Source organism: Eubacterium sp. 3_1_31 (assembly GCF_964249515.1).
In the GTDB taxonomy this organism is placed as follows: domain Bacteria; phylum Bacillota_I; class Bacilli_A; order Erysipelotrichales; family Erysipelotrichaceae; genus Longicatena; species Longicatena caecimuris.
In genome coordinates this window covers 48,970-70,104 of sequence record NZ_CAXUBY010000006.1, presented here as the reverse complement: position 1 = coordinate 70,104, position 21,135 = coordinate 48,970, and the positions used below count along the sequence as shown (strand labels likewise).

Sequence of the window (21,135 nt, the reverse complement as noted above, 5' to 3'; positions counted from 1 at the left end):
CTTTTTTTACACCCATGATCGTAATAGCTGCAAGTATTCTGACATTGGCATTGCTTGATAATAATAATGCCCTTGGATCTGATCACAATGCGCCTCTTTTAATAGAGGCAGATAGCATTCATCTTCGACACCTTCCGCAACAATGCCATAACCACATTGTTTTAACATACGTATACTTGATTGTAACATCAGGTTATTTTTTTCATTGGCAGGTTGGGGAAAAAAGGAACGATCAAGTTTGATACTTGTAAAGGGAAGATGAGGAAGCATCGTTAAGGAAGCACTGCCACTGCCAAAGTCATCCATGGCAATCGGATATCCTTCCTGGTGCAAGACAGTTAAGAAGTCGGATAAGGCTTGATTATCTTTTGATAAAATATCTTCACTGATTTCAAATTCTAAGAGCTTACTGGAAAGTGCAGAAGCTTTTGTAAGTTTTTTTACTTCCATGAGATATTCCTGTGCATTTTCTAGTGTTGCTTCAGAGACATTCACACTGATTGGCAGTAAGGGGAATTGTTGTTTCTGACATAAGGCAAACATATGAAAAAGCTGATGTAAAACATATACATCCGTCTGGCGAATAAAGCTGTTTCTTTGAATTTCTTTCATCCATTCAGATAGTGGAAGCCATTGGTTTTCATGGTATAAACGCAATAAAGCCTCACCCCCACATATGGTTTGGGTAGCCAGATCAACTTTTGGTTGTATAAAAACACGCAGATTCCCTTTTGCCATTGCCTTTTCTACCATTTCCTGTGTCGAAACCGCTTGTAATAAGCGGTTTTCTAGCAATTGATCATAAAGCTCATAAGATGTCGTATATTTTGCATGATCCTTGCTTTTGATAGCGGCAAGCTGGCACTTATAAAATAAGGTAGATAGTTCTTCCTGTGCTTTGGGATAACAAATGCCAAAGGCAAAAGCAACATGTGGAAAAGCATCATCTAGTTGCTGGATCATATCATGAATATATGTCCAGGATATGGTTTTCCACAACGTGAATAAAGAACCATGCATCCATTCACTTACGCAAATACATGGATCCATGACAGACAGCATTTGGTCCAGTATTTCTACGGCCTTTTGGCATTCTTGCCGATCTTTTAAATAGTGTTGCGCATATTGTTTAATTTCAATATACACACCGATACAATCATCCGCTTCTAAGCGTTCATACAACGTTTCCATATCCTTCCATGTCAGCATTCCACATCACCTAATGAAAGTCTTGCACGTTTTTCTGCTTTTATGCATCCCTTTTTGTAAATGTGTCATTGAGCTATCTTGTGAAAACAGATTTAGCGAAGCTTGCGTTGTGAACTACCGGGGATATGCAACTGTTCTCGATACTTCGCTACGGTTCTGCGTGAAACCTTAAGATCCATGGCAGATAATTTTATCACCAATTGTTGATCCGAAAACGGTTTGTGTTTATCTTCCTGTCGAATGATAGAAAGGATGGCCTTTCGTATTCCATCGGCACTATCCCCTTGACAAGTCATCGCTGAAAACAATTGTTTAAAAGCATAACATTCACCTTCAAAGCGATAATATTTCTGATGCAAGGCTCTGGAAACAGTTGATTCATGCATTCCTAATTTTTGGGCGATATCCTTTAAGGTACAGGGACGCAGCTCATCATGATACAGAAAATAGCCTTTTTGAAGGGTGACAAGCTCATTGATGATCATGAGCAAGGAGGCATTGCGGCGATGCAGCATATCGACAAAAATACTTGCCTCTTGAAAGTATTGTTTTAATTGTGGATGCTCTTCCATCACACTGACATATTCCTGATGCAGGGAAGGGGTAAAGACGGAAATCGGTTCAATGCGAATTTCCTCATCTTCAACGATGATATCCACTTCCGGGGTTATATTGATTGTTGTTTGGGTTTGGTATGGAGCACAAGGATATGGATGACATTTGCGGATGGAATGTAAAATATCCTTGATCTCTTCGATCGTTAAGTTCATTTGCTTGGCAATAGAAGAAAGATCATGAGATAAGATGGCATCGGCATGATGTTTGAGCAGATATGCCCCTTTGGTGTTTCCCATATGCAAACATTGCAAATATAAGGAGTCAGCGGCATCTTTGGCAAAGACTCCACTTGGTTCAAAGGTACGAAGAATCGTAAATACATCCTGTACTTCCTGAAGTGTTACTTGAAAAGCGTGTGCAACTTCTTCCTCGTTGATGTTGATATAACCATTTTCATCTAAGGATTCAATAAGATAGGCGGCAATATCTTCACGTATGGAAGTCTTGCAGGTGTGCAGCTGATAGTACAACTCTTCCTTTAAGCTGATAGGCGCATGTACGGTATCCATCATTTCATAGCCCTTCTCCTGATGAAAGCGACAGGCAAACATCGGATTGCGTTGCGCAAATTGTAACACTAGCTTTGTGATTTCTTCATGATTCATTTTTAATACTTCTAAGGCATTCTGATTTTTCTGCGTTAATAAATATTTTTGTTGAAGCGTTTGTTGAATTGCTAAATTTTGTTTCATACGATCACCTCTAAGTTCCTCTTATCTATATCTAGCAAAAAGCGTGCCAACTTTCGTAAAAAAGCAAATTCTTCTGATTGACTTTTTCTATGAGAATTTCGTACACTTAATAATGGAAAAGGGGTTGATGGTAATGTTAGAAAAGGTAAGACAACAGGTCCTTATGGCAACCACAAGAGAATTAGCAGAAACAGGCAATGCAGTTGCGATTAGTGAAGCGTTGCATTTAAGCCGTAATATGGTATCCCAATATTTAAACCAGCTATGGAATGAAGGGAAACTTGTTAAAATAAATACCCGTCCGGTGTTGTTTTATGATGTGCAGACATTAGAGAAGTTATTTTCTATCCATCTGAAGGAAAAGGAATTCACATCGAAGAAGGAATTTGTAAAAGCCTTGCAGCCACAGGAAGCGAAAGATTTTGAAAAGCTGATTGGAGCGCAGGAAAGCTTAGCCAATGTGGTAAATCAATGTAAGGCTACCATATCATATCCGCCAAATGGACTGCCTTTATTGCTGTATGGACCTACCGGTACCGGAAAAAGCTTCATGGCACAGTTAATGTATGAATATGCCTTAAATCATCAATTGATCGAAGCGGATAAAAAATTTCTCATCGTTAACTGTAGCGAATATGCCAATAATCCGGAGTTGTTAACGGCGAATCTATTTGGTCATAAAAAAGGCGCATTTACCGGTGCGGATAAGGATAATCCCGGTCTTATCAAACTGGCAGAAGGCGGTGTGCTCTTCTTGGATGAGGTGCATTGCCTGCCACCGGAATGTCAGGAAAAGCTCTTCTTATTTATGGATAAGGGCATTTATCACATGGTGGGAGATAATGAAAAGTGGTATCAGTCTTCTTTACGTTTAATCTTTGCGACAACGGAAAAACCAGAAGAGGTATTATTAAAAACCTTGCTGCGCCGTATTCCGATGATTATCACGATTCCTTCCTTAGAAGAGCGTGGCACGCATGAGCGTCTACAGCTCATTCACTCCATCTTTGCGGCAGAAGAAACGCGTATCCATAAATCTATCTATCTTTCTACCCTTGTCTATCAAACCTTATTATCAACAACTTTCAATGCCAATATCGGAGAATTAAAAAATGCGATTCAAGCAAGCTGTGTCAACGCGTTATTTCATGCAGATCCCAACAAGGATCGCTTAGAAATACGGGCATATAATCTGCCGGAAACCTTGAAAGAGCCGAAGATGAATGTGCCATCCATGACGGAACAAAAGCTCATCTCTGTACATGAACTGGCAAAATTCGTATCGCATGAGCGCGCCATTCTAAAATGCAATGAAGAACTGTTGAAAGCTTATGATGCAAGAGAAAACAGTGATTTATTCTTAAAAACGGCATGTCAAAGCATTGATGAGTATCAGGAAACCATCGTCTTTCAAAAGAAAAAGACCATTCGTAAGAATGAATATCTGCAAGGTATCGTTTCCAATATCTTTGATATGCTGAGTTCACGTTATGGTTTTAAATTTGTGAATAATGATGTAATTGCCATCGCTTCCTATATTGATGATTACAGCCGCAACCTGTTAGAAATGAACAATTGGCTGGAGCAAGAAAAAAAACACGTCAAACAATTGCTTTCCTATATAAAGAGCGAATGGCATCGAGAATATGCGATTGCGCAGGAAATCGTAGAAAATCTTACCGTAAATTTGGATATGGAATTTGATGCGATGTTTACTTCTGTGCTGGCATTAAATCTAAAGAAATTAAATCGTATTACAGATTTGAATAAACGTATCGGTATCATTATTGCCCATGGTTTCAGTACAGCCAGCAGTATGGCCGATGCAGCGAATAAACTGTTAGGGCGTTATGTGTTTGATGCTATGGATATGCCGTTACAGCTTAGTTCCACACAGATCATTGAACAGCTAAATCGCTATTTGGCAAAAATTCCGCAATATGAAGAATTATTTTTACTGGTTGATATGGGTTCTTTGGAAGAAATCTATAAAGGATTAGAAGTATCCAATGCCAGCATTGGCATCATGAACAATGTCACGACACGTTTAGCACTGGAAATCGGGCAGGGTATTATCTCCAATACGCCGATGAAAGAAATCTTTGAAACTGCCGTTGATTACAGTAGTGCCAATTATCATATCGTGGAACATAAGAATCGCGAAAAGGTCATTCTCTGTTCCTGTGCCAGCGGTATGGGAACTGCCGAAAAGCTGAAAAAGATTCTGGTGGATTCCTTACCATGCGACTTACCGATTCATGTCTATACGTATGATTACAATACCTTATTGGAAAAACAGCTGCACGATGCCTTCTTTGAAAATTACGAAGTCATCTGCATTGTTGGAACACTGAATCCTAATATACCTGACATCCGCTTTATACCAATCGAGGATTTAATTATCAACGATACCTTGGATGAGCTGCACGATTATTTTAAGGATTACATCAGTGACAGTGAAATGAAGACCTTCCAACAAAATATCTTAAAGAACTTCTCGTTAAGTAATATCATGAACAATCTGACGATCTTAAATCCTAGCAAGCTATTAGAACATGTCGCCGATGCCATTGATAAGCTGCAAAATGATTTGCAGGTTCGCTTGACGAATAATACTTGTGTAGGCTTGTATGTGCATGTCTGTTGCTTGATTGAACGTCTGGTTACCAGAAAGAGCATTGAAACGTATACGAATGTAGAAGATTTTGCGGAAAAAGAAATAGCGTTTATCAAATCGGTGAAAAAAGCGTTTAGCGTCGTTGAAAATTACTATAGCGTCGAAATACCGGTGGAAGAGATTGGCTATATCTTCGACTACGTGAAGAATAATTAAGAAAAAAAGCGAAAAAAGCGTGTTTAACATGGAAAATTCCAAGTTGGCACGCTTTTTGCTAGTTAGTAAGTGAAGGGAGCTGATGAGTATGCGACAAGTGATTCTCGCATCCCATGGAAAGCTGGCGGAAGGATTATTAAACTCCCTGCGTATGATTATCGGCGAAGAGCTGACGCAGGATGTAGAAACCTACTGTCTGTTTCCGGGAGAAAATCCAAATGACTTTATGAACAAGCTGAAAGAGCGCATTGCAACAAATCCACAGATGGAATTTGTCATTCTCTGCGATATCAAAGGCGGCAGCGTTCATACAGCCTTATCGCAGCTGTGTGTGCATCACAATGTGAAGGTATTCAGCGGAATGAATATGAATTTGGCCATGGATATTCTGTTATCCTGTCCGCAAGTGATTGATGCGCAGGTCAAAGACAGTATCGTAAAGAATGCCCAAGACGGCATTACCTTCCTGGCAGCGGATGATTTAAAAGCTGAGGAAGATGATGAATTTTAGAAAGAGGTGAAGTAAGATGATTAAATGTTTACGCGTTGACCACCGACTATTACATGGACAGGTGGCATTTTCCTGGACGAGTGCATTAGGCGCTGACTGTATCCTGATTGCGAATGATGATGTCATGAAGGATGAATTACGTAAGACAACCATTAAGATGGCCAAACCACAAGGTGTTAAGCTGGTTATGAAAAGTGTGGAAGATGGCATTGCAGCGGTGAATAGTGGTGTTACAGATAAATACAAACTGTTTATCGTTGTGGAATCAATTCAAGATGCTTATCGTTTCGCAACAGAAACAAATGTCATCAAGTCTGTGAATTTAGGTGGCACGAAAGCAAAAGAGAACACAAGAAATATCAGTAAGGCAATCAATGTGACAGAAGAAGAAACAACCTTACTGAAAGAATTAGTAGACAAAGGAATCGAAGTGGAAATTCGCATGGTTCCTAATGATGCGAAAGTGCATGCGGAAAATGTATTATAAAATCGCATAAGAAACACAAATCTATCGAAGGTTAAAGCGAACCGCATAAAGAAACATAATCATGAAACTATTTGAGAAAGAGGAGGGTTTTACACAATGCTACAAGCAATCTTACTTGCATTGGTCGCAATGCTTGGTAATGCAGAATATTTATTTGGTACCTGTTTGTTATCCAGACCGTTGGTGATGGGAACATTGACAGGCATCGTATTAGGGGATATTTCAATGGGAGTAACTCTGGGAGCTACATTGGAGCTTGCCTTTATGGGCGCATTCTCTGTAGGTGCATCCATTCCACCGGAAATGATCAGTGGAACCGTATTAGGTACGGCATTTGCCATCACTACCGGAACCGGTGCTGAGGCAGCCTTGGCATTAGGTCTTCCAATTGCCAGTCTGGTTTTGATTTTTAAGAATTTAAGCATGGTCTTCATTTTACCGATGTTTGTGCATAAAGCAGATAAATATGCCGCTGTTGGTAATTATAAGGGTGTTGAAAGAATGCATCTGTTAGGTGGATTCTTTGGTGTCAATTTGATCATCGGTGTGATCGTCGGTGTCAGCTTCTATTTAGGTAGTCCTGTCATTCAGGGCATTCTGGATATGATTCCAGCATGGGTACAAAAAGGCTTAGAACTGACAATGGGTCTGTTACCTGCAATTGGTTTTGGCTTATTGATGCAGATGATCATGAACAAGAATGTTGCTTGTTTCTTCTTCTTGGGCTTTGCGTTAAGCACATATTTGAAGATTCCGGTAACCGGTATTGCCATCTTTGGTGCTATCGTGGCAATTGTCCTTGTCCAAATTAAAAATCAGAATAAGCATGCGGTGGAAACAGCCGGTGTGAGTGAAGGAGATGAAGATGATGACTTCTAATACGGTAAAAGAAAATAGTATGATTACAAAAAAAGATCTAAATAAAGTAGCCCTTCGTTCCTTGTCTATGGAATGGTCATGGAATTATGAGCGACAGGCGAATCTGCCTTATTGTTATGCGTTGATTCCAATCATTAACAAATTATATAAAACAGATGAAGAACGTGCAGAAGCGCTGAAACGTCATCTGGAATTCTTTAACACAACACCACATTTATCAACCTTGCTGTTAGGTATTTCTACAGCGATGGAAGAACAAAATGCTACAGAAGAAAACTTCGATACTTCCAGTATCAATAATATTAAGATTGCCTTAATGGGACCATTAGCCGGTATTGGTGACAGCTTTATATGGGGAACTTTACGTATCATTGCAACCGGTATTGGTATTTCCTTAGCACGTCAAGGCAATATCTTAGGACCAATCCTATTCCTGCTGGTATTTAATATTCCGGCACAGGGCTTACGTTTCTTCTTAATGAATGCCGGTTATAAACTGGGAGCTGAATTCTTAACGAAGATTGAAAAAAGCGGTCTGATGGAAAGCTTAACTTATGGCGCTGCTGTTTTGGGTCTGATGGTTATTGGTGGTATGACGGCGGAAAACGTATCTATCAATATACCGATTGCGATTGGTAGCGGTGATGAAGCAACAACAATCGGGGATATTTGTAATGGTATCATGCCGGGCTTATTGCCATTGGCATTTACCTTCGTGGTATTCTTCCTGTTACGTAAAAACTTTAAAACAACGACGATTCTGCTGTTAATGGCTGTCTTAGGTCTGGCAGGCGCATTCTTTGGATTCTTAGGTTAAAAAATAAGGAGAGGAAATGGAAATGTTAAAATTTAATGAACAAGCACAGATTGATAGTGTAAATGGAGCTTTGGCTCTGCGTGGAAAGATCAATGAGATCGTAGATGGGATTTGTAAAGAAGGTTATACGAATATTTGCTGGTTAGGCATTGGTGGAACATGGGCAAGCAGTATGCAGGCAACTGTGCATATGAAAGAGATGTCTGCGATTGAAACATGGGCAGAAAATGCCGCAGAATATCTAACAACAGGAAATAAACGTATTGGAAAGGGAACCATCGTCATCACATCCAGTGTAACCGGAAGTACGATTGAAGTAGTACAGGCAGTAAAAAAAGCACAGGATGCCGGTGCGAAAGTCTTAGGCTTTATTGATATCGATACTACAGAATTAGCAAAAATGGTCGATTATGAAATTGCTTACTCAGCAAATGAACAACTGAAATTCTTCATGGTTGCGGATCGCTTCATGTTTAACAATGGCGAATTTGCAGATTATGAACGCATGTATGAAGAATTTGAAAAATATTTAGCTGTTGCGTTGGTAGAAGTAGAAAAGAAAGCGGATGACTTTGGAAAAGAATTTGCGAAGAAACATTGGAACGATGAATTGCATTACTTCGTCGGTGCCGGCAATCAGTGGGGAGCTACGTATTCTTATGCTATGTGCTATTGGGAAGAACAGCTATGGATCAAGACAAAATCCATCACAGCACCGGAATTCTTCCACGGTATGTTTGAAATCGTTACACGTGATACACCGGTTACGATCTTTGTTGGAGAAGATGCACAGCGTTCTTTATCTGAAAGAGTTGTCAACTTCATTCCACGTATCTGTAAGAACTATACGGTAATTGATACCAAGGACTACGAATTAAAGGGTATTTCTCCTAAATTCCGTTCACATATTTCTCATCTGGTTATGCATGCAGTCAATAATCGCATTGATGCACACATGGAAGAAGAAACTTGTCATCCAATGGAAATCCGCCGTTATTACCGTAAACTGAATTATTAAAAAGAAGGTGGAGCAATCCACCTTTTCCCCTAGTAAATAAGAAAGGAAAAGGGATCAAACAATACCTCTTGTAAGAGATTAACATCCCAAGGATAGATTATGGAAAAAATGACAATGATGGATTACATCAAAGAAACACCGGCACAGGCGATGAAGAATATAGAAGACTATGCTACCTTGTGTGCGCCCCTGGTAAACTATGCCAAAGAAAAAAAGATGCGTCGTTTATGGCTGGTAGCCAGTGGTTCCAGTTACAATGCTTGTCATTGTGCTCGCAGCTTTTTGATGCATACCTTACAAATGGAAGTAAAAATCACTACCCCTTATACATTCACTTGGTATGAACATGCGATTGCGGATGATGATGTGGTTATCGTAGTATCTCAAAGTGGCTATTCAACCAACGCGATTGCGGCATTAGATAAAATAAGAGCGTTAGGATATACCGGGGTTGCCTTAACCGGCAATGTGGAACATGATATCAAAGACCATGCAGATCTTGTGTTCGATTATGGTGTTGGGGAAGAATTGGTCGGCTATGTCACCAAAGGAGTTACAACACTGACATTGTATCTGATGCTGTTTGCCATTGCTTATACAAAGCGCAGTGAAAAGCTAGAAGAAGTAAAAAAGGCTATAAAATTAAATGAAGAGATGATCGATAAGGCACAAACATTTGTAAAACAACATTATAAAGATTTCAGTTCTATGCATAGCATTTATGTATGTGGAGCAGGGGCTGGTTATGGCATTGCTCTGGAAGGTGCTTTGAAAAGTGGAGAAACTATTCATATTCCGGCACTGCCTTTGGAAATGGAAGAATATATTCATGGACCTAACCTGCAATTGACACCATCCTATACGGTTTTATTAATCGATGGCAATGATGCGGCAAGCAATCGTGTGCAACAGATTTATCAAGCAACACGCAGTGTGAGTGAGCATACCTTTATGTTAAGCAATGCCGCTAATTTAGATGATGATCATATACTAACCTTATCGGATATGGTAGAAAGTGATCTAACCCCACTTGTCTATCTGCCATTTGTTCAAGTATTAGCAGCGATGATTTCACAGGATCTAAACAGTGTGAAACAGCACCCATTACTTAAGAAGTTTAAATCTTATGCCGATGCAAAAACAGCAAGCTTTATCAATTATGACGAAGATGATTAACCCACAATTTGCTGTATCACAAATAGTTACAAAACCAATCCATATGCTTTATATATTTTAATTTTAAGTAAGCTACTAAAATTTAATTTACTCTATAGGCAGTTTGCAAAAAGCAAAGTCTTTTGCCTTCTTTTATCATCATATACAATTTAAACAAAAAAGACATCAAGAATAGATACGATAATAAAATCTATACGGATGTCTTTTATTTTAGCCTTCCTTATGGTAGCGCTCTTTCTGCATCTTAGTGATTATCGCACTTTTCAATAAACTTACCATCTTGTAATAGCAATGTGCGTTCTGCATAAGCGGCTACATCATGATCATGAGTGACTAACAGAATAGTTGTTTTCTGCTTTTCATGCAGTTCTTTTAACATTTCCATAAGGATATGTGTGTTTTCACTATCTAAATTTCCGGTTGGTTCATCCATCAACAAGAGCTTTGGCTGATGCACGAAGGCTCTGGCAATCGCGACACGTTGTTGTTCACCACCGGATAGTTCTTGGGGCAATGCTGTGGTTAGCTGGGCAATGTCCAATGCTTGTAAAAGCATTTCCACATGCGCTTGATCTACTGCTTTCTTTGCTAAATGCAGTGGTAATAAAATATTTTCCAAGACACAATGAAAAGGTAATAACGCAAAATCCTGAAAGACAATGCCGATATCCTCACGACGATACACTTCTCGCTGTTTGCGGGAAAAAGCGGTGATATCCTGTCCTTTTACTAAGATGGAGCCACTGTCAATAGGAAGCAAAGAAGCGATACAGTTTAACAAAGTGCTTTTACCAGAACCACTTTTCCCCATGATGGCAGTAAAGCTTCCTTCTTCAGCAGCAAAACTTAAATCATGTAAAACTTCACTCACTCTTCTTGTATTCGCATAGCATTTATGAACATGTTTTACTTCAAGCAATTTCATTAGAATCCCTTCCTTTTTCTTGTCCTACTTTCCCTTTTAATAAGATGGATAAACTTAAAAAGCTAATGAGCAGGATGCATAGCAATGGAACATGGTGGTGCCATATCAAAGAGGCCGGTAAATAATAAGGACTGCTAGGAGCACCTAATGTTGTTAATGGGTGATAAATTTTCTCATACAGCCAATACAGGCAAGCGGTGATAATCAAAGAAATAATGGCTTGTACAATAGCTTCTAAAAAGGCAGTGCATAAGAGATACGATTTACTTACACCTAGTATGCGTAAAAGTTTGTGTTCTACATCCAAATAAGTCTGATGCAAACGATATTGATTTGACAGTAATAACAGCCATAGAAAACAGATGAACACTTCTATAACACCATAAAGCAGAACCGTTTGTAAGAATTTTTGTTGATGGATTTCTTCCTCTAAACGAGAGTTGGTGATATGCAAATCGCCATAACGACTAAGAATGTTCATGACTTGTTGATCGGTATGATGATAATCGGCTTTTTTATCTGTTTCAGCGACAAGCGATTGATAACCAAGATGTTCCCCCATGATGTTAGCATACCCCTTTTCACTAAGAAAGATGGTAAATGGAATTCCACTATCTTCGCCAAGCGCATCCACCATATCAGAAAACTTATTTTTCATAGGTAATGCTTTCATCTTCATGGTATGTTTTCCTGTCAATGTTAACATCGTACCTTTATGGATATATTGAATTTCATGATAGTTACCACCATCCTGTTTTGCCTGTTCTCTGGTACCATCTGCCAGTAAGTAATCCGTTGTTGAATATCCATTTTCACTGCCAGTATTTTTTTTAAAGATAAAAGCTTCCGTATTTATAATCGCTAAATCACCGTTTAAAAAGGCTTTTTCATCAAAGTTTAGATATTTTTGCATGATGGGTATCACGGTTGCATCCTCATTGATAGCAATGAGGGTGGCATAGGTATTATGAGTGTCAGGAATAACATTTGTATAGTGATAATATGTTTGATAATCTTTTAAACAAGTTTCTTGTTGCATATTGGCATAGCTTATTTTTATATCACTGCGTATGTGAAAGGCGCGTACACTTGTTACATGGGGGATGCTCTTAAGTCCTGTTATATCCAGTTCACGTATCTTTTTTGATTCTGGATTTACGTTGAAAGAAGCACGATAATCGCCAATTCCTCGTCGCTTTTGATAGTCTTGCCATTGCATATAGGCATTTGCTTGTGTTTGTATGCATAGGAGGAAGGTACTTAAGACGATTACATGCAATACTATGATAATAACAGTGTGATGCGATAATGTAGTAAGATTTCGCCAAGCCAAGCGCCATGGCGTGATCTTTTTCCATGGATGGCGTATCGTCAGCTTATGTATATGTGTTTTCTTTATCATTTTTTCTTGTTTGCGATTCGTCAATAAATTGGCGAGTAGGATGGTTAGCAACAAGCCAAGTAGAAAAATACCACCAACGTACCAAGAAGCAACAACTTCAATGTGTAGTGTATCATTTAATAGATCACTTCCTAAGGTACTGCCTCCATAATATAGCAAATAGGCACAAAGAATTGGCAGACGCAAGAGATAGATGAAAAACCAAAAGCGAATCCATTGTATTTGCTTACGCGATGCTCCCAATTGTTTTAGGATGTGATCTTCTTTTTCATAACTCATAAGAATATCTCGAATGATGAAATACATAAATACAAGAATCATACACAACGCAAACATCATCCCTATTAAGAAACGACTGCTATTGCCATTTAACCAAACCATATTATCATAAGCATAGGTATTGATAGCAGAAACACCTGGTATGGAAGGATAGTCTTCGTTTACGCGTACATCTTTTAACCATAAGGAAGAAAGACTACCTTTCGCTTTGACAAAAGCAGCAGATAAAGAATTGCTGTCTTGTACATTCCACATCGAACGATAGGGCTTTATGATTCCTGTTAGGTGAAACTTATGCATTTTTCCATCACTTAACAACAGCTGTATCGATTGATGAAGCTGATAGGAATAACCTAAATAGCTCAACACATCGGCCTCGATGATGATATCATTGTTCTTTTGCGGATAGCTGCCATCTAATAGTTCTAAGTGAAACAAGTCCATGGCTTCTTTTGTATATTGAGAAACTTCTCCAATTTGAGCATAGCCATCTTGATTTTTTACCATGATCTGTCCTAAAGATGGCAAAGGTAAGACAGTATCTAAATTTGCTTTTTTAGCAGTTTCTACATCTTTTTGTTCTACGTTGAAAATAACGCGATTCCACTCTCCATAATGAGCAAAAGCTTGTCTTTGTTGTGTGCGTATATAGCTTAGGCAGCCATTTCCAATCAGTAACATACAGAATGTCAAAAAGAAGAGCGCGCTGCGATGAACTCTTCTTTTGGGATTATGCTTAATTTCGTCTTTAGCAAAGGTGCGATAAAAGGACATTGTTGTGTACGATTTCATGTATACATTATACACTGGTTAAAAATGTAAGATCATATTGTTAATGATTCTTAAGAAAAAATATAGTGTATTATGTTGCCTAATTATGACCTTTGAATGTCAGCTATCTTGAGCTATTTAATGTATTTTGTTATAGATAAGGAAAAGGAAAGTGAGGTAAGATGGGGAAGACACCGTTTCGTATACAGGGGAAGAGGTATACAGCGTACAATTATTTGAAGAAAATACGACAGTTAAGATAAAAGAGAAGATTACAGAAACAGCCGTTCTTACGTATTTGCATACAAAAAGTGATGCTAAAAGTTCATATGTAACGGTTAGCTTGAATTTTCTAAATGAAAACGGCGATGTTGTGCATGTTTATTACATCGTGTCACCAAAAAATGAGATAAAAGTTTATGAATAAAGGCTCGTTACGGAGCCTTTTCCTTATGTGTATTTGTAAAAGACACCTATATTTATGGTATACTAATAATATATATTAACAAAATAGCTTGAAGGTGATGAAATGAAGAAAATAGGATTGGGGATGAGTGCTGTAATTGTGGCAATTGGCTTATTTCTGTTTTGGCGATATGCTACATATGGACATTCTCAGGAACAGCCTGCCTCGAATGTACATATGCAACAGGTATTAGAAAAGTTTTATCAAAATCCGGGTAATTATAATTTCTTTGATAAAGATGGTAACAGCATGAATGCCTATATTATGAGTCGTGAAAAAGCCTTTCAATTACACCCGCAAGATGTCACAAAAGAAGTTGCACAAAAAGTCAATGATTATTCAGAAGAGGTCGTTCAAGAGCTTTTAGAATTACATAGTGATGAAGAATGGATACATGCCTTTCAAGAATATTATAAAAAACCATACATATATTCACTATATGATAAAAAAGGCGATTCTATGAAAGAATACGCCTTGAATCAAAAGGAAGCTTTTGAAAAATCCCCCCAAAAAACCATTCAGGATATTAAAAAACATATTAATGAAGTATATAAAATCGTAGAATAGTTTTATTTATCATCAATATAATGATGTATAAGGAGATAATCACGCAGAGAAGGCTCCCAGCTGGGACCAATCACTTCATCTGCGTGTTTTTTTAATTCTTCATGTCCATTGCCCATGACAACACCAATTCCTGCCTCTTGGATCATTTGCAAATCGTTCATAGAATCGCCAAAGGCCAAGTAAGCATGAGCCGGTAATTGCCAGTATTTCATCAGATGAGCGATACCTCTTGCTTTGTTTACGCTTGTCTTCATAAAATCCACACATGTTAAAGATGGATGCTGCACTTCTATGCCTTCAATACCATCAAACATATGCCAGTCAAAGCCAGGTTTTTCATAGGCACTTAACGCAACTAAAGGTTCATGATCCCACTCTCTCACAATAGGTACTTGACAATGAAATTGGTCAAACGCGGCTTTGGAATAGGCATTTAACGGTTTTGTCATAAACTCATATTTGCCATGAGAATTAATACATATATCATATTCCTTCCCTAAGGCAAAGATGCGCTCACATTGCGCTGCTGTAAAAATATCTTCAAAAATGATGTTCATTTGTTCATCATATACACTGACACCCGCACCACCAACATAGCCATCCCAGGGAAACAGTTGCAAGACTCCTAACTGCTCTGCCATTTCTTTTGCGCGTCCACTACATAAAGCTACCTTATAACCATTTGCTTTTAATTGTCTGATCGCATCCATCGTTTCCGGTAACACCTGATTGCTGTGATGGTCAAAAAAAGTACCATCAATATCAAAAAACACTGCTTTTATCTCCATCCTATCCCTCTTCTCATGGTTTTATTTTAGCATGTAAGCGATGCTTGTACAATTCTCATTTCAGCAGAAAATAGGGAGGAAATGCAATATGGTTGGAAAAAGAACAGAAAGCGTTTATCCATCTTCATAGCGAATTCATGCTGTTGCTACGCATCTTATAATTATTTTCTTATGCAAAGAAACGATTCTTTATCTGATGCAGATGGAAGCTGTTCATGATCGGTTAGCTATGCTTTTCGCTACACTTGCTTTTCCTGAATTCCTTCTTAAATACATTGCAATCAAACCATATTTCTCCTATAATTAAACCATGGAGGATGAATATGGTAAAAGGTTTGGTATTGTATGATTACGATGGTACGCTGGTAGATGAGCGTGATGCGATTTATGTACCAAGTAATATCACAAAAAAGACGATTTCCCGATTGCAGGATATGGGATATCTGTGTGTATTAGCCACAGGAAGAGCATTGAGTTATATCCCAAGCGGTGCGAAGGATTTGCATCTGGATGGTTATGTCACATGTAATGGGGCATATGTCACGGTGCATGGTAAAGTGATTCATAAAGTTATCTTTGAAGATGAGGAGCTTGCGGCATTGATTGCTTATATGGATGCGCATGGTATCAATTACATACTGGAAAGTAATGATTTCTGTTATGTAAAAGATTTAAAGGATCCAAGTTATCTGCATTTTATGGATAACTTTCAGCTTCCGGAAGACAATTTTGTCCAGTATAAGAATTTGCAGCAGGTGCATGGATGTATTTCTAAGATAACCTTAGCATTTGGCAATCGTTCATCCTTGCAAAAAAGCGAGCAGTTATTACGTCCGCATTATCAGATGAGCCTACATCGAAATTGTGACACCTTGGATATTGGGAAAAAAGCGGTGCATAAGGGTGTTGGCGCAAAAGCTATCATGGAGCATTATGGAATACCTTATGAGGCAACTTATGCTTTTGGTGATGGTGATAACGATGTGGAACTACTTGCCAGTGTGCGGTATGGCATAGCTATGCGCAAACACGATCCACTGCTGGATGATGTTGCTTATATGGTAACAGGCACAGTCAAAGAAGAAGGTATATTTGAAGCATTAAAGAAATTGGAGGTAATTTAATTATGGCAATGGTACGATTGCTCCCTGCATTTAAGGATTATTTATGGGGAGGCACAAAGTTAAAGGAAAACTACAACAAAAAAAGTGATTTAGACATTGTCGCTGAAAGCTGGGAACTTTCTACGCACAAGGATGGGCAAAGTATTGTCGACAGTGGTGAGGATCAAGGAATGCTGTTTGGCGATTATTTGCAGAAGTTGGGAAAAGAAGCACTTGGTACAAAAGGTGCGGCTTTTGAGAATTTCCCTATTTTAATTAAATTTATTGACGCAAAGGGGAACTTATCCATTCAGGTTCATCCAAATAATGAATACGCAATGCGCGTAGAAAAAGAATATGGGAAAACCGAAATGTGGTATATTCTGGATGCAGAAGAAGGGGCTTCCCTGTATTATGGAACAAATAAAGAAATCACAAAGGAAGAATTCCGTGAACGTATTGAAAATAATACATTACTAGATGTATTAAAGAGTGTCCCTGTACACAAGGGAGATGTATTCTTCATTGAGGCTGGTACCATTCATGCCATCGGTGAAGGTATCGTGATTTGTGAGATTCAGCAAAATTCAAATACGACCTATCGTGTATATGACTTTGGCCGTGTTGGTGCTGATGGAAAACCAAGAGAATTGCATATTGATAAAGCTATTGATGTATCAAATCTGACTCCATTAGAAAGTGATTTTAAGCCTTGTGGTGAAGTTAAGACATATGATGGCTATCAGGTAGCCATGATGGCATCCTGTGATTACTTTACGACTTATATTTATGAGGTAAAAAGTGAATGCAGTGTCAAGGTGGATGAAGAAAGCTTTGCTTCTTTCGTTATCGTTGATGGGGAAGGAACGATTGAAAGTGATGATACGATGCTGAGTATCCGCAAGGGAGACAGCATTTTCGCAACAGCTGGAACAGGCAGCGTAAGAGTAAAAGGAAATTGCCGTTTCATTCTGTCAAGAGTATAAGAGAGAAAGCCTTGCGCAGTTTTGCTCGCGTAAGGTTTTTTTTGAAAGGAGATTTGTATGGGTTATAAATTAATTGTTATGGATATGGATGGCACTTTGACAAACAGTAAGAAGGAAATATCTGAGGAAACCAGAACAGCTTTGATAGAAGCACAAAAACTTGGAGCTAGCATCGTGTTAGCCAGTGGGCGACCAACACCAGGTTTATATCGAGAGGCCAAGATTCTAGAAATGGATCGTTTCAAAGGGTATTTGTTAAGCTATAATGGTGCGCATGTCTGTGATTATCCCAATCAGCAGGTTATCTATAACAAGACCATAGATAAAAAGTATATTCTTCCAATTATCAATAATGCTAAAGCATTGAATCTGGGTATTATGGTGAATAAAGGTGAATATGTAGTTGTCGATGATTCGCATACTTATCAATTGGAATATGAGGCACATGCGACGAATATGAAAACAATGGTGGTAGATGATTTACGGACATTTGTTGATTTTGAGCCAAATAAATTTTTAATCAGTGCACCCCCTGAATATCTGAAGATGCAGTTTGCGGATTTTAAGCTGCCCTTTGGCGATCGCCTGAGTATTTATACATCTGCTCCTTTCTATATTGAAGTGGTATCGAATGGAATTGATAAAGGAAAGGCCCTGGCAGGAATTGCAGAACGTTTAGGAATTCAAAGAGAAGAAATCATCGCTTTTGGGGATGAGATGAATGATCTTACAATGCTGCAGTATGCCGGACATGGAGTAGCCATGGGGAATGCTGTAAAACCAATTAAATTGATTGCAAATGAAATTACGGCTAGTAATGATGAGGACGGAATTGCCAAGTCTTTGTACAAAGCTTTTCCTGAAATCAAACATCGTTAAGAATGAAAAAAAGCACGATTAGCGAAATCGTGTTTTTTTGTGGAATATGATTTTCTTTTCAATATGTGTAAGAAAAGAAGATTATCATCTGCTATGCAATGCGATAAACGAAGAGTGTACAATGGATAGAACTGATAAAGTAACAACAAGAAAAGGAGTTTGGGAAAGTGCTATGTAAAGTGATACATAATAATAGAGCATATCCAAAATGCTTTTAAAAGCGAGAAAACAGTGTGTACTACATAGGAACATCATAAAACAACATTCTTGCAGAAGGAAGCAATATATGCTTGGAATTGGCGGATATTATGCAAATTTGTGATTAATTTTGATTGATATAGATTGACATTGACTGAAATAGGCGATAAACTGTAGTTACTTAGGAGGTAATTAGGATATGTTAGCAGAAGAGCGATTTGCGGCAATACTACAGTTGCTACAGGAAAAGAAGACGGTAACAGTGAATGAACTGACGAAAACTTTGCATATATCAGAATCAACGATACGAAGAGATCTGGTGTCGTTGCATAAGATGAAAAAACTACGTAAGGTCCATGGAGGAGCAACCTTATTACAAAAGGAGTATGCACCGATAGAGAACGATGTCACACAGCGTTCCCAAGAACATATAGAGGAAAAAAGACGACTGGCACAATATGCCGCAACCTTAATAGAACCTCATGATTTTATTTATTTGGATGCTGGCAGTACGATCTTACATATGGCAGAATTTATAGAAGAAAAAGATGCTGTCTATGTGACGAATAGTTTATATCTAAGTGAACGTCTGGCAATCAAGGGGATGAAGGTTTTTATCTTAGCTGGGGAAATAAAAGCAAAGACCATGGCCGTTGTTGGTTTGGGTGCTGTCAGTGCCTTACAAAAATATAATTTTACAAAAGCGTTTTTAGGTACAAATGGCATTACCATTGAGAATGGTTTTACGACGCCGGATATGGAAGAATCTTATGTGAAATGTGAAGCGATGAAGCATGCTCAAAAATGCTATGTTTTAGCCGATGCATCAAAATTTAATCTTTGCACGGCAATGAGCACTGCCGATATCAGTGATGCAATCATCATCACTAGTAAAGGAATTCCTGATGAATATAAGGAAGAAACAGAAGTTATCGAGGTGGCAATATGATCTACACCGTTACTTTAAATCCATCAATTGATTATGTCATCACACTGGATGCCTTATGTAAGGGAGCAATCAACCGCACCAAGGAAGAAGATATTATCTATGGAGGGAAAGGAATTAACGTGTCGATGATGCTTGCACATTTAGGTATACCCTCCACTGCTTTAGGATTTTTTGCTGGTTTTACGGGAGAGGCGTTAAAAAAAGGTATTGAGCAGCAAGGAATCAGGACAGATTTTATTCCTATAGAAGATGGTTTTACCCGCATCAATGTCAAAATTCATGCGCAGGAGGAAAGTGAAATCAATGGACAGGGACCTCTTATTACCTCGGCCCATTTGCATCAGCTATATGCAAAGCTGGAACTCTTACAGCCAAATGATATCTTAGTATTATCAGGGAATTTACCAAAACAAGTGCCAGCAAATATTTATGCAGTGTTGATGGAGAAACTTCATGATAAGCAAATTGATGTAGTTGTGGATGCTTTTGGTGAACCTCTACGTCAGGCATTACCACAGCATCCATTCTTAATTAAGCCCAATCATCATGAATTACAAGAGCTGTTTCAGTTAGCGGACTTACAAGAACAAGACCTTGTCACATGTGCACGGCAATTACAAATGGAAGGAGCTAGAAATGTTATCATATCCATGGCAGATAAGGGGGCTATGTTGGTAAGTGAAACAAATGAAGTGTATCGTATAGCGAGTCCAAAGGGAAAAGTTGTTAATTCGGTAGGAGCTGGGGATTCCATGGTTGCAGGTTTTTTGTATGGTTGGTTAAAGGAAAAAACGTATGAAAAAGCTTTACGTTGGGGTGTTGCTTGTGGTAGTGCCAGTGCTTTTTGTAAAGGTATTGCCCAAAGAGCATTTGTGATGGAACAATATCAAAAAATGGAGGATGACTTGTTATGAATAGTAAAGAAAGAACTGCGTTTGCGGCATTAACCTTTATTAAGGATGGAATGCTCATTGGTTTAGGTGGGGGAACAACGATTGGAACATTGGCAAAATTTATCACAGAAAAACAATTGGCGGTAAAGGTTGTAACACCATCTTTTGAAACAGAAAAGCTTTGTGTTCGTTTAGGATTGCCACTGCTGCCGCTGCGTATGGTATCACATGTGGATGTCGCATTTGACGGTTGTGATGAAATTGACCGCCATTTGCATGCGTTAAAATCCGGTGGAGGCATTCATACAAGGGAAAAGCTGATTGCGCATATGGCAGATGAGTATATCCTTATGGCAACGGAAGACAAATTGAGTGATACCTTACGTTTTACATGTCCGATCGTTTTAGAGTTGTTAGAAGATAGCTATGCCTATGTGAAGCGCAGGGTTGAAGAATTAAAGGGAAGTTTTCATCCTCGAACAAGTGATGGAAAATACGGGCTGCTAATGAGTGATCATGGTAATGTATTAGCAGATGTGCGCTTTCCTAACGTACAAGACAGTGTGCAATTGAACCAAGAGCTAAAGAAAATTGCCGGTGTGATTGATACAAGTCTGTTAACAGAAGAAGTAACGAAAGCATTGATTGGCAAAGAGGATGGCTTTCTTTTGTTAGAGAAGGAGGTTTAA

At 38.6% G+C, this 21,135-nt stretch carries 19 protein-coding genes; 14 read left to right on the top strand and 5 right to left on the bottom strand.

Annotated elements, in window-relative coordinates:
- Nucleotides 1-6: 6 nt before the first annotated feature.
- Together ACESSZ_RS04225 and rpoN are read right to left on the bottom strand one after the other, a co-directional pair.
- Entirely contained in the window at nucleotides 7-1,209 is a 1,203-nt protein-coding gene (locus ACESSZ_RS04225) for an EAL domain-containing protein (protein ID WP_008690729.1), read from the bottom strand.
- 92 nt (nucleotides 1,210-1,301) lie between these two features.
- Nucleotides 1,302-2,519, bottom strand: a complete 1,218-nt coding sequence (gene rpoN / locus ACESSZ_RS04220) for an RNA polymerase factor sigma-54 (RefSeq protein WP_008690731.1) — start codon at nucleotides 2,517-2,519, stop codon at nucleotides 1,302-1,304.
- Nucleotides 2,520-2,682: 163 nt separating this feature from the next.
- Here rpoN and ACESSZ_RS04215 point away from each other — a divergent pair, with 163 nt between their 5' ends.
- The 7 genes from ACESSZ_RS04215 (at nucleotide 2,683) to ACESSZ_RS04185 (ending at nucleotide 10,240) form a co-directional block, all read left to right on the top strand.
- Nucleotides 2,683-5,352: a sigma 54-interacting transcriptional regulator gene (locus tag ACESSZ_RS04215; RefSeq protein WP_318250329.1), complete on the top strand. Its 2,670-nt coding sequence runs from the start codon at nucleotides 2,683-2,685 to the stop codon at nucleotides 5,350-5,352.
- An 88-nt stretch (nucleotides 5,353-5,440) separates the two neighbouring features.
- Nucleotides 5,441-5,863 (top strand): PTS sugar transporter subunit IIA, encoded by a 423-nt coding sequence (locus tag ACESSZ_RS04210; RefSeq protein ID WP_008690736.1) that lies wholly within the window; start codon nucleotides 5,441-5,443, stop codon nucleotides 5,861-5,863.
- A 16-nt stretch (nucleotides 5,864-5,879) separates the two neighbouring features.
- Nucleotides 5,880-6,350 carry a PTS sugar transporter subunit IIB gene (locus ACESSZ_RS04205; RefSeq protein ID WP_008690738.1) on the top strand — a complete coding sequence of 157 codons (471 nt, stop codon included), beginning with the start codon at nucleotides 5,880-5,882 and terminating at the stop codon, nucleotides 6,348-6,350.
- A 96-nt stretch (nucleotides 6,351-6,446) separates the two neighbouring features.
- Nucleotides 6,447-7,229, top strand: a complete 783-nt coding sequence (locus ACESSZ_RS04200; RefSeq protein WP_008690739.1) for a PTS mannose/fructose/sorbose/N-acetylgalactosamine transporter subunit IIC — start codon at nucleotides 6,447-6,449, stop codon at nucleotides 7,227-7,229.
- A complete protein-coding gene (locus ACESSZ_RS04195) occupies nucleotides 7,219-8,046 on the top strand; it encodes a PTS system mannose/fructose/sorbose family transporter subunit IID (protein ID WP_017144762.1) in 828 nt (275 codons plus the stop codon). Before ACESSZ_RS04200 ends, ACESSZ_RS04195 begins: the two co-directional genes overlap by 11 nt.
- A 16-nt stretch (nucleotides 8,047-8,062) precedes the next feature.
- Nucleotides 8,063-9,064 (top strand): SIS domain-containing protein, encoded by a 1,002-nt coding sequence (locus tag ACESSZ_RS04190; protein WP_008690744.1) that lies wholly within the window; start codon nucleotides 8,063-8,065, stop codon nucleotides 9,062-9,064.
- A 99-nt stretch (nucleotides 9,065-9,163) separates the two neighbouring features.
- A complete protein-coding gene (locus ACESSZ_RS04185; protein WP_008690746.1) occupies nucleotides 9,164-10,240 on the top strand; it encodes an SIS domain-containing protein in 1,077 nt (358 codons plus the stop codon).
- 244 nt (nucleotides 10,241-10,484) lie between these two features.
- Here the strand turns inward: ACESSZ_RS04185 and ACESSZ_RS04180 are convergent, their stop codons facing one another.
- Together ACESSZ_RS04180 and ACESSZ_RS04175 are read right to left on the bottom strand one after the other, a co-directional pair.
- The gene (locus ACESSZ_RS04180; RefSeq protein WP_331866748.1) at nucleotides 10,485-11,165 is read right to left on the bottom strand and encodes an ABC transporter ATP-binding protein; all 681 of its coding nucleotides are present in this window, start codon (nucleotides 11,163-11,165) and stop codon (nucleotides 10,485-10,487) included.
- On the bottom strand, nucleotides 11,152-13,527 hold the full coding sequence (locus ACESSZ_RS04175) for an ABC transporter permease (RefSeq protein ID WP_412293112.1): 2,376 nt from the start codon (nucleotides 13,525-13,527) through the stop codon (nucleotides 11,152-11,154). The genes ACESSZ_RS04180 and ACESSZ_RS04175 overlap by 14 nt, the downstream gene beginning before the upstream one ends.
- Nucleotides 13,528-14,146: 619 nt before the next feature.
- On the opposite strand from ACESSZ_RS04175, the gene ACESSZ_RS04170 reads away from it, so the two are divergent.
- Nucleotides 14,147-14,650 (top strand): hypothetical protein, encoded by a 504-nt coding sequence (locus tag ACESSZ_RS04170; protein WP_008979282.1) that lies wholly within the window; start codon nucleotides 14,147-14,149, stop codon nucleotides 14,648-14,650.
- 2 nt (nucleotides 14,651-14,652) lie between these two features.
- On the opposite strand, the gene ACESSZ_RS04165 is transcribed toward ACESSZ_RS04170, so the two are convergent.
- On the bottom strand, nucleotides 14,653-15,438 hold the full coding sequence (locus tag ACESSZ_RS04165; protein ID WP_331866750.1) for an HAD family hydrolase: 786 nt from the start codon (nucleotides 15,436-15,438) through the stop codon (nucleotides 14,653-14,655).
- 323 nt (nucleotides 15,439-15,761) lie between these two features.
- On the opposite strand from ACESSZ_RS04165, the gene ACESSZ_RS04160 reads away from it, so the two are divergent.
- From ACESSZ_RS04160 to rpiA, 6 genes are all read left to right on the top strand, one after another.
- Complete coding sequence (locus ACESSZ_RS04160) at nucleotides 15,762-16,562, top strand: Cof-type HAD-IIB family hydrolase (RefSeq protein ID WP_020990864.1); 801 nt, start codon at nucleotides 15,762-15,764, stop codon at nucleotides 16,560-16,562.
- A gap of 2 nt (nucleotides 16,563-16,564) precedes the next feature.
- On the top strand, nucleotides 16,565-17,527 hold the full coding sequence (locus ACESSZ_RS04155; protein ID WP_008690757.1) for a type I phosphomannose isomerase catalytic subunit: 963 nt from the start codon (nucleotides 16,565-16,567) through the stop codon (nucleotides 17,525-17,527).
- 57 nt (nucleotides 17,528-17,584) lie between these two features.
- Nucleotides 17,585-18,406, top strand: a complete 822-nt coding sequence (locus ACESSZ_RS04150; protein ID WP_331866751.1) for a Cof-type HAD-IIB family hydrolase — start codon at nucleotides 17,585-17,587, stop codon at nucleotides 18,404-18,406.
- A gap of 397 nt (nucleotides 18,407-18,803) precedes the next feature.
- Complete coding sequence (locus ACESSZ_RS04145) at nucleotides 18,804-19,553, top strand: DeoR/GlpR family DNA-binding transcription regulator (RefSeq protein WP_008690759.1); 750 nt, start codon at nucleotides 18,804-18,806, stop codon at nucleotides 19,551-19,553.
- Nucleotides 19,550-20,467: a 1-phosphofructokinase gene (gene pfkB / locus ACESSZ_RS04140; RefSeq protein ID WP_117548032.1), complete on the top strand. Its 918-nt coding sequence runs from the start codon at nucleotides 19,550-19,552 to the stop codon at nucleotides 20,465-20,467. The genes ACESSZ_RS04145 and pfkB overlap by 4 nt, the downstream gene beginning before the upstream one ends.
- Nucleotides 20,464-21,135 carry a ribose 5-phosphate isomerase A gene (gene rpiA, locus ACESSZ_RS04135; RefSeq protein WP_331866752.1) on the top strand — a complete coding sequence of 224 codons (672 nt, stop codon included), beginning with the start codon at nucleotides 20,464-20,466 and terminating at the stop codon, nucleotides 21,133-21,135. Before pfkB ends, rpiA begins: the two co-directional genes overlap by 4 nt.

What these genes read in the sequence shown, in the direction of transcription:
- ACESSZ_RS04215 (WP_318250329.1), top strand. Translation starts at nt 2,683, where the DNA reads ATGGCAACCACAAGAGAATTAGCAGAAACAGGCAATGCAGTTGCGATT.
- ACESSZ_RS04150 (WP_331866751.1), top strand. Translation starts at nt 17,585, where the DNA reads ATGGGTTATAAATTAATTGTTATGGATATGGATGGCACTTTGACAAAC.
- ACESSZ_RS04180 (WP_331866748.1), bottom strand. Translation starts at nt 11,165, where the DNA reads ATGAAATTGCTTGAAGTAAAACATGTTCATAAATGCTATGCGAATACA.
- ACESSZ_RS04195 (WP_017144762.1), top strand. Translation starts at nt 7,219, where the DNA reads ATGACTTCTAATACGGTAAAAGAAAATAGTATGATTACAAAAAAAGAT.
- ACESSZ_RS04190 (WP_008690744.1), top strand. Translation starts at nt 8,063, where the DNA reads ATGGAAATGTTAAAATTTAATGAACAAGCACAGATTGATAGTGTAAAT.
- ACESSZ_RS04175 (WP_412293112.1), bottom strand. Translation starts at nt 13,527, where the DNA reads ATGTTACTGATTGGAAATGGCTGCCTAAGCTATATACGCACACAACAA.
- ACESSZ_RS04205 (WP_008690738.1), top strand. Translation starts at nt 5,880, where the DNA reads ATGATTAAATGTTTACGCGTTGACCACCGACTATTACATGGACAGGTG.
- ACESSZ_RS04225 (WP_008690729.1), bottom strand. Translation starts at nt 1,209, where the DNA reads ATGCTGACATGGAAGGATATGGAAACGTTGTATGAACGCTTAGAAGCG.
- ACESSZ_RS04200 (WP_008690739.1), top strand. Translation starts at nt 6,447, where the DNA reads ATGCTACAAGCAATCTTACTTGCATTGGTCGCAATGCTTGGTAATGCA.
- ACESSZ_RS04160 (WP_020990864.1), top strand. Translation starts at nt 15,762, where the DNA reads ATGGTAAAAGGTTTGGTATTGTATGATTACGATGGTACGCTGGTAGAT.
- ACESSZ_RS04145 (WP_008690759.1), top strand. Translation starts at nt 18,804, where the DNA reads ATGTTAGCAGAAGAGCGATTTGCGGCAATACTACAGTTGCTACAGGAA.
- ACESSZ_RS04170 (WP_008979282.1), top strand. Translation starts at nt 14,147, where the DNA reads ATGAAGAAAATAGGATTGGGGATGAGTGCTGTAATTGTGGCAATTGGC.
- rpiA (WP_331866752.1), top strand. Translation starts at nt 20,464, where the DNA reads ATGAATAGTAAAGAAAGAACTGCGTTTGCGGCATTAACCTTTATTAAG.
- ACESSZ_RS04210 (WP_008690736.1), top strand. Translation starts at nt 5,441, where the DNA reads ATGCGACAAGTGATTCTCGCATCCCATGGAAAGCTGGCGGAAGGATTA.
- ACESSZ_RS04155 (WP_008690757.1), top strand. Translation starts at nt 16,565, where the DNA reads ATGGCAATGGTACGATTGCTCCCTGCATTTAAGGATTATTTATGGGGA.
- ACESSZ_RS04185 (WP_008690746.1), top strand. Translation starts at nt 9,164, where the DNA reads ATGGAAAAAATGACAATGATGGATTACATCAAAGAAACACCGGCACAG.
- rpoN (WP_008690731.1), bottom strand. Translation starts at nt 2,519, where the DNA reads ATGAAACAAAATTTAGCAATTCAACAAACGCTTCAACAAAAATATTTA.
- ACESSZ_RS04165 (WP_331866750.1), bottom strand. Translation starts at nt 15,438, where the DNA reads ATGGAGATAAAAGCAGTGTTTTTTGATATTGATGGTACTTTTTTTGAC.
- pfkB (WP_117548032.1), top strand. Translation starts at nt 19,550, where the DNA reads ATGATCTACACCGTTACTTTAAATCCATCAATTGATTATGTCATCACA.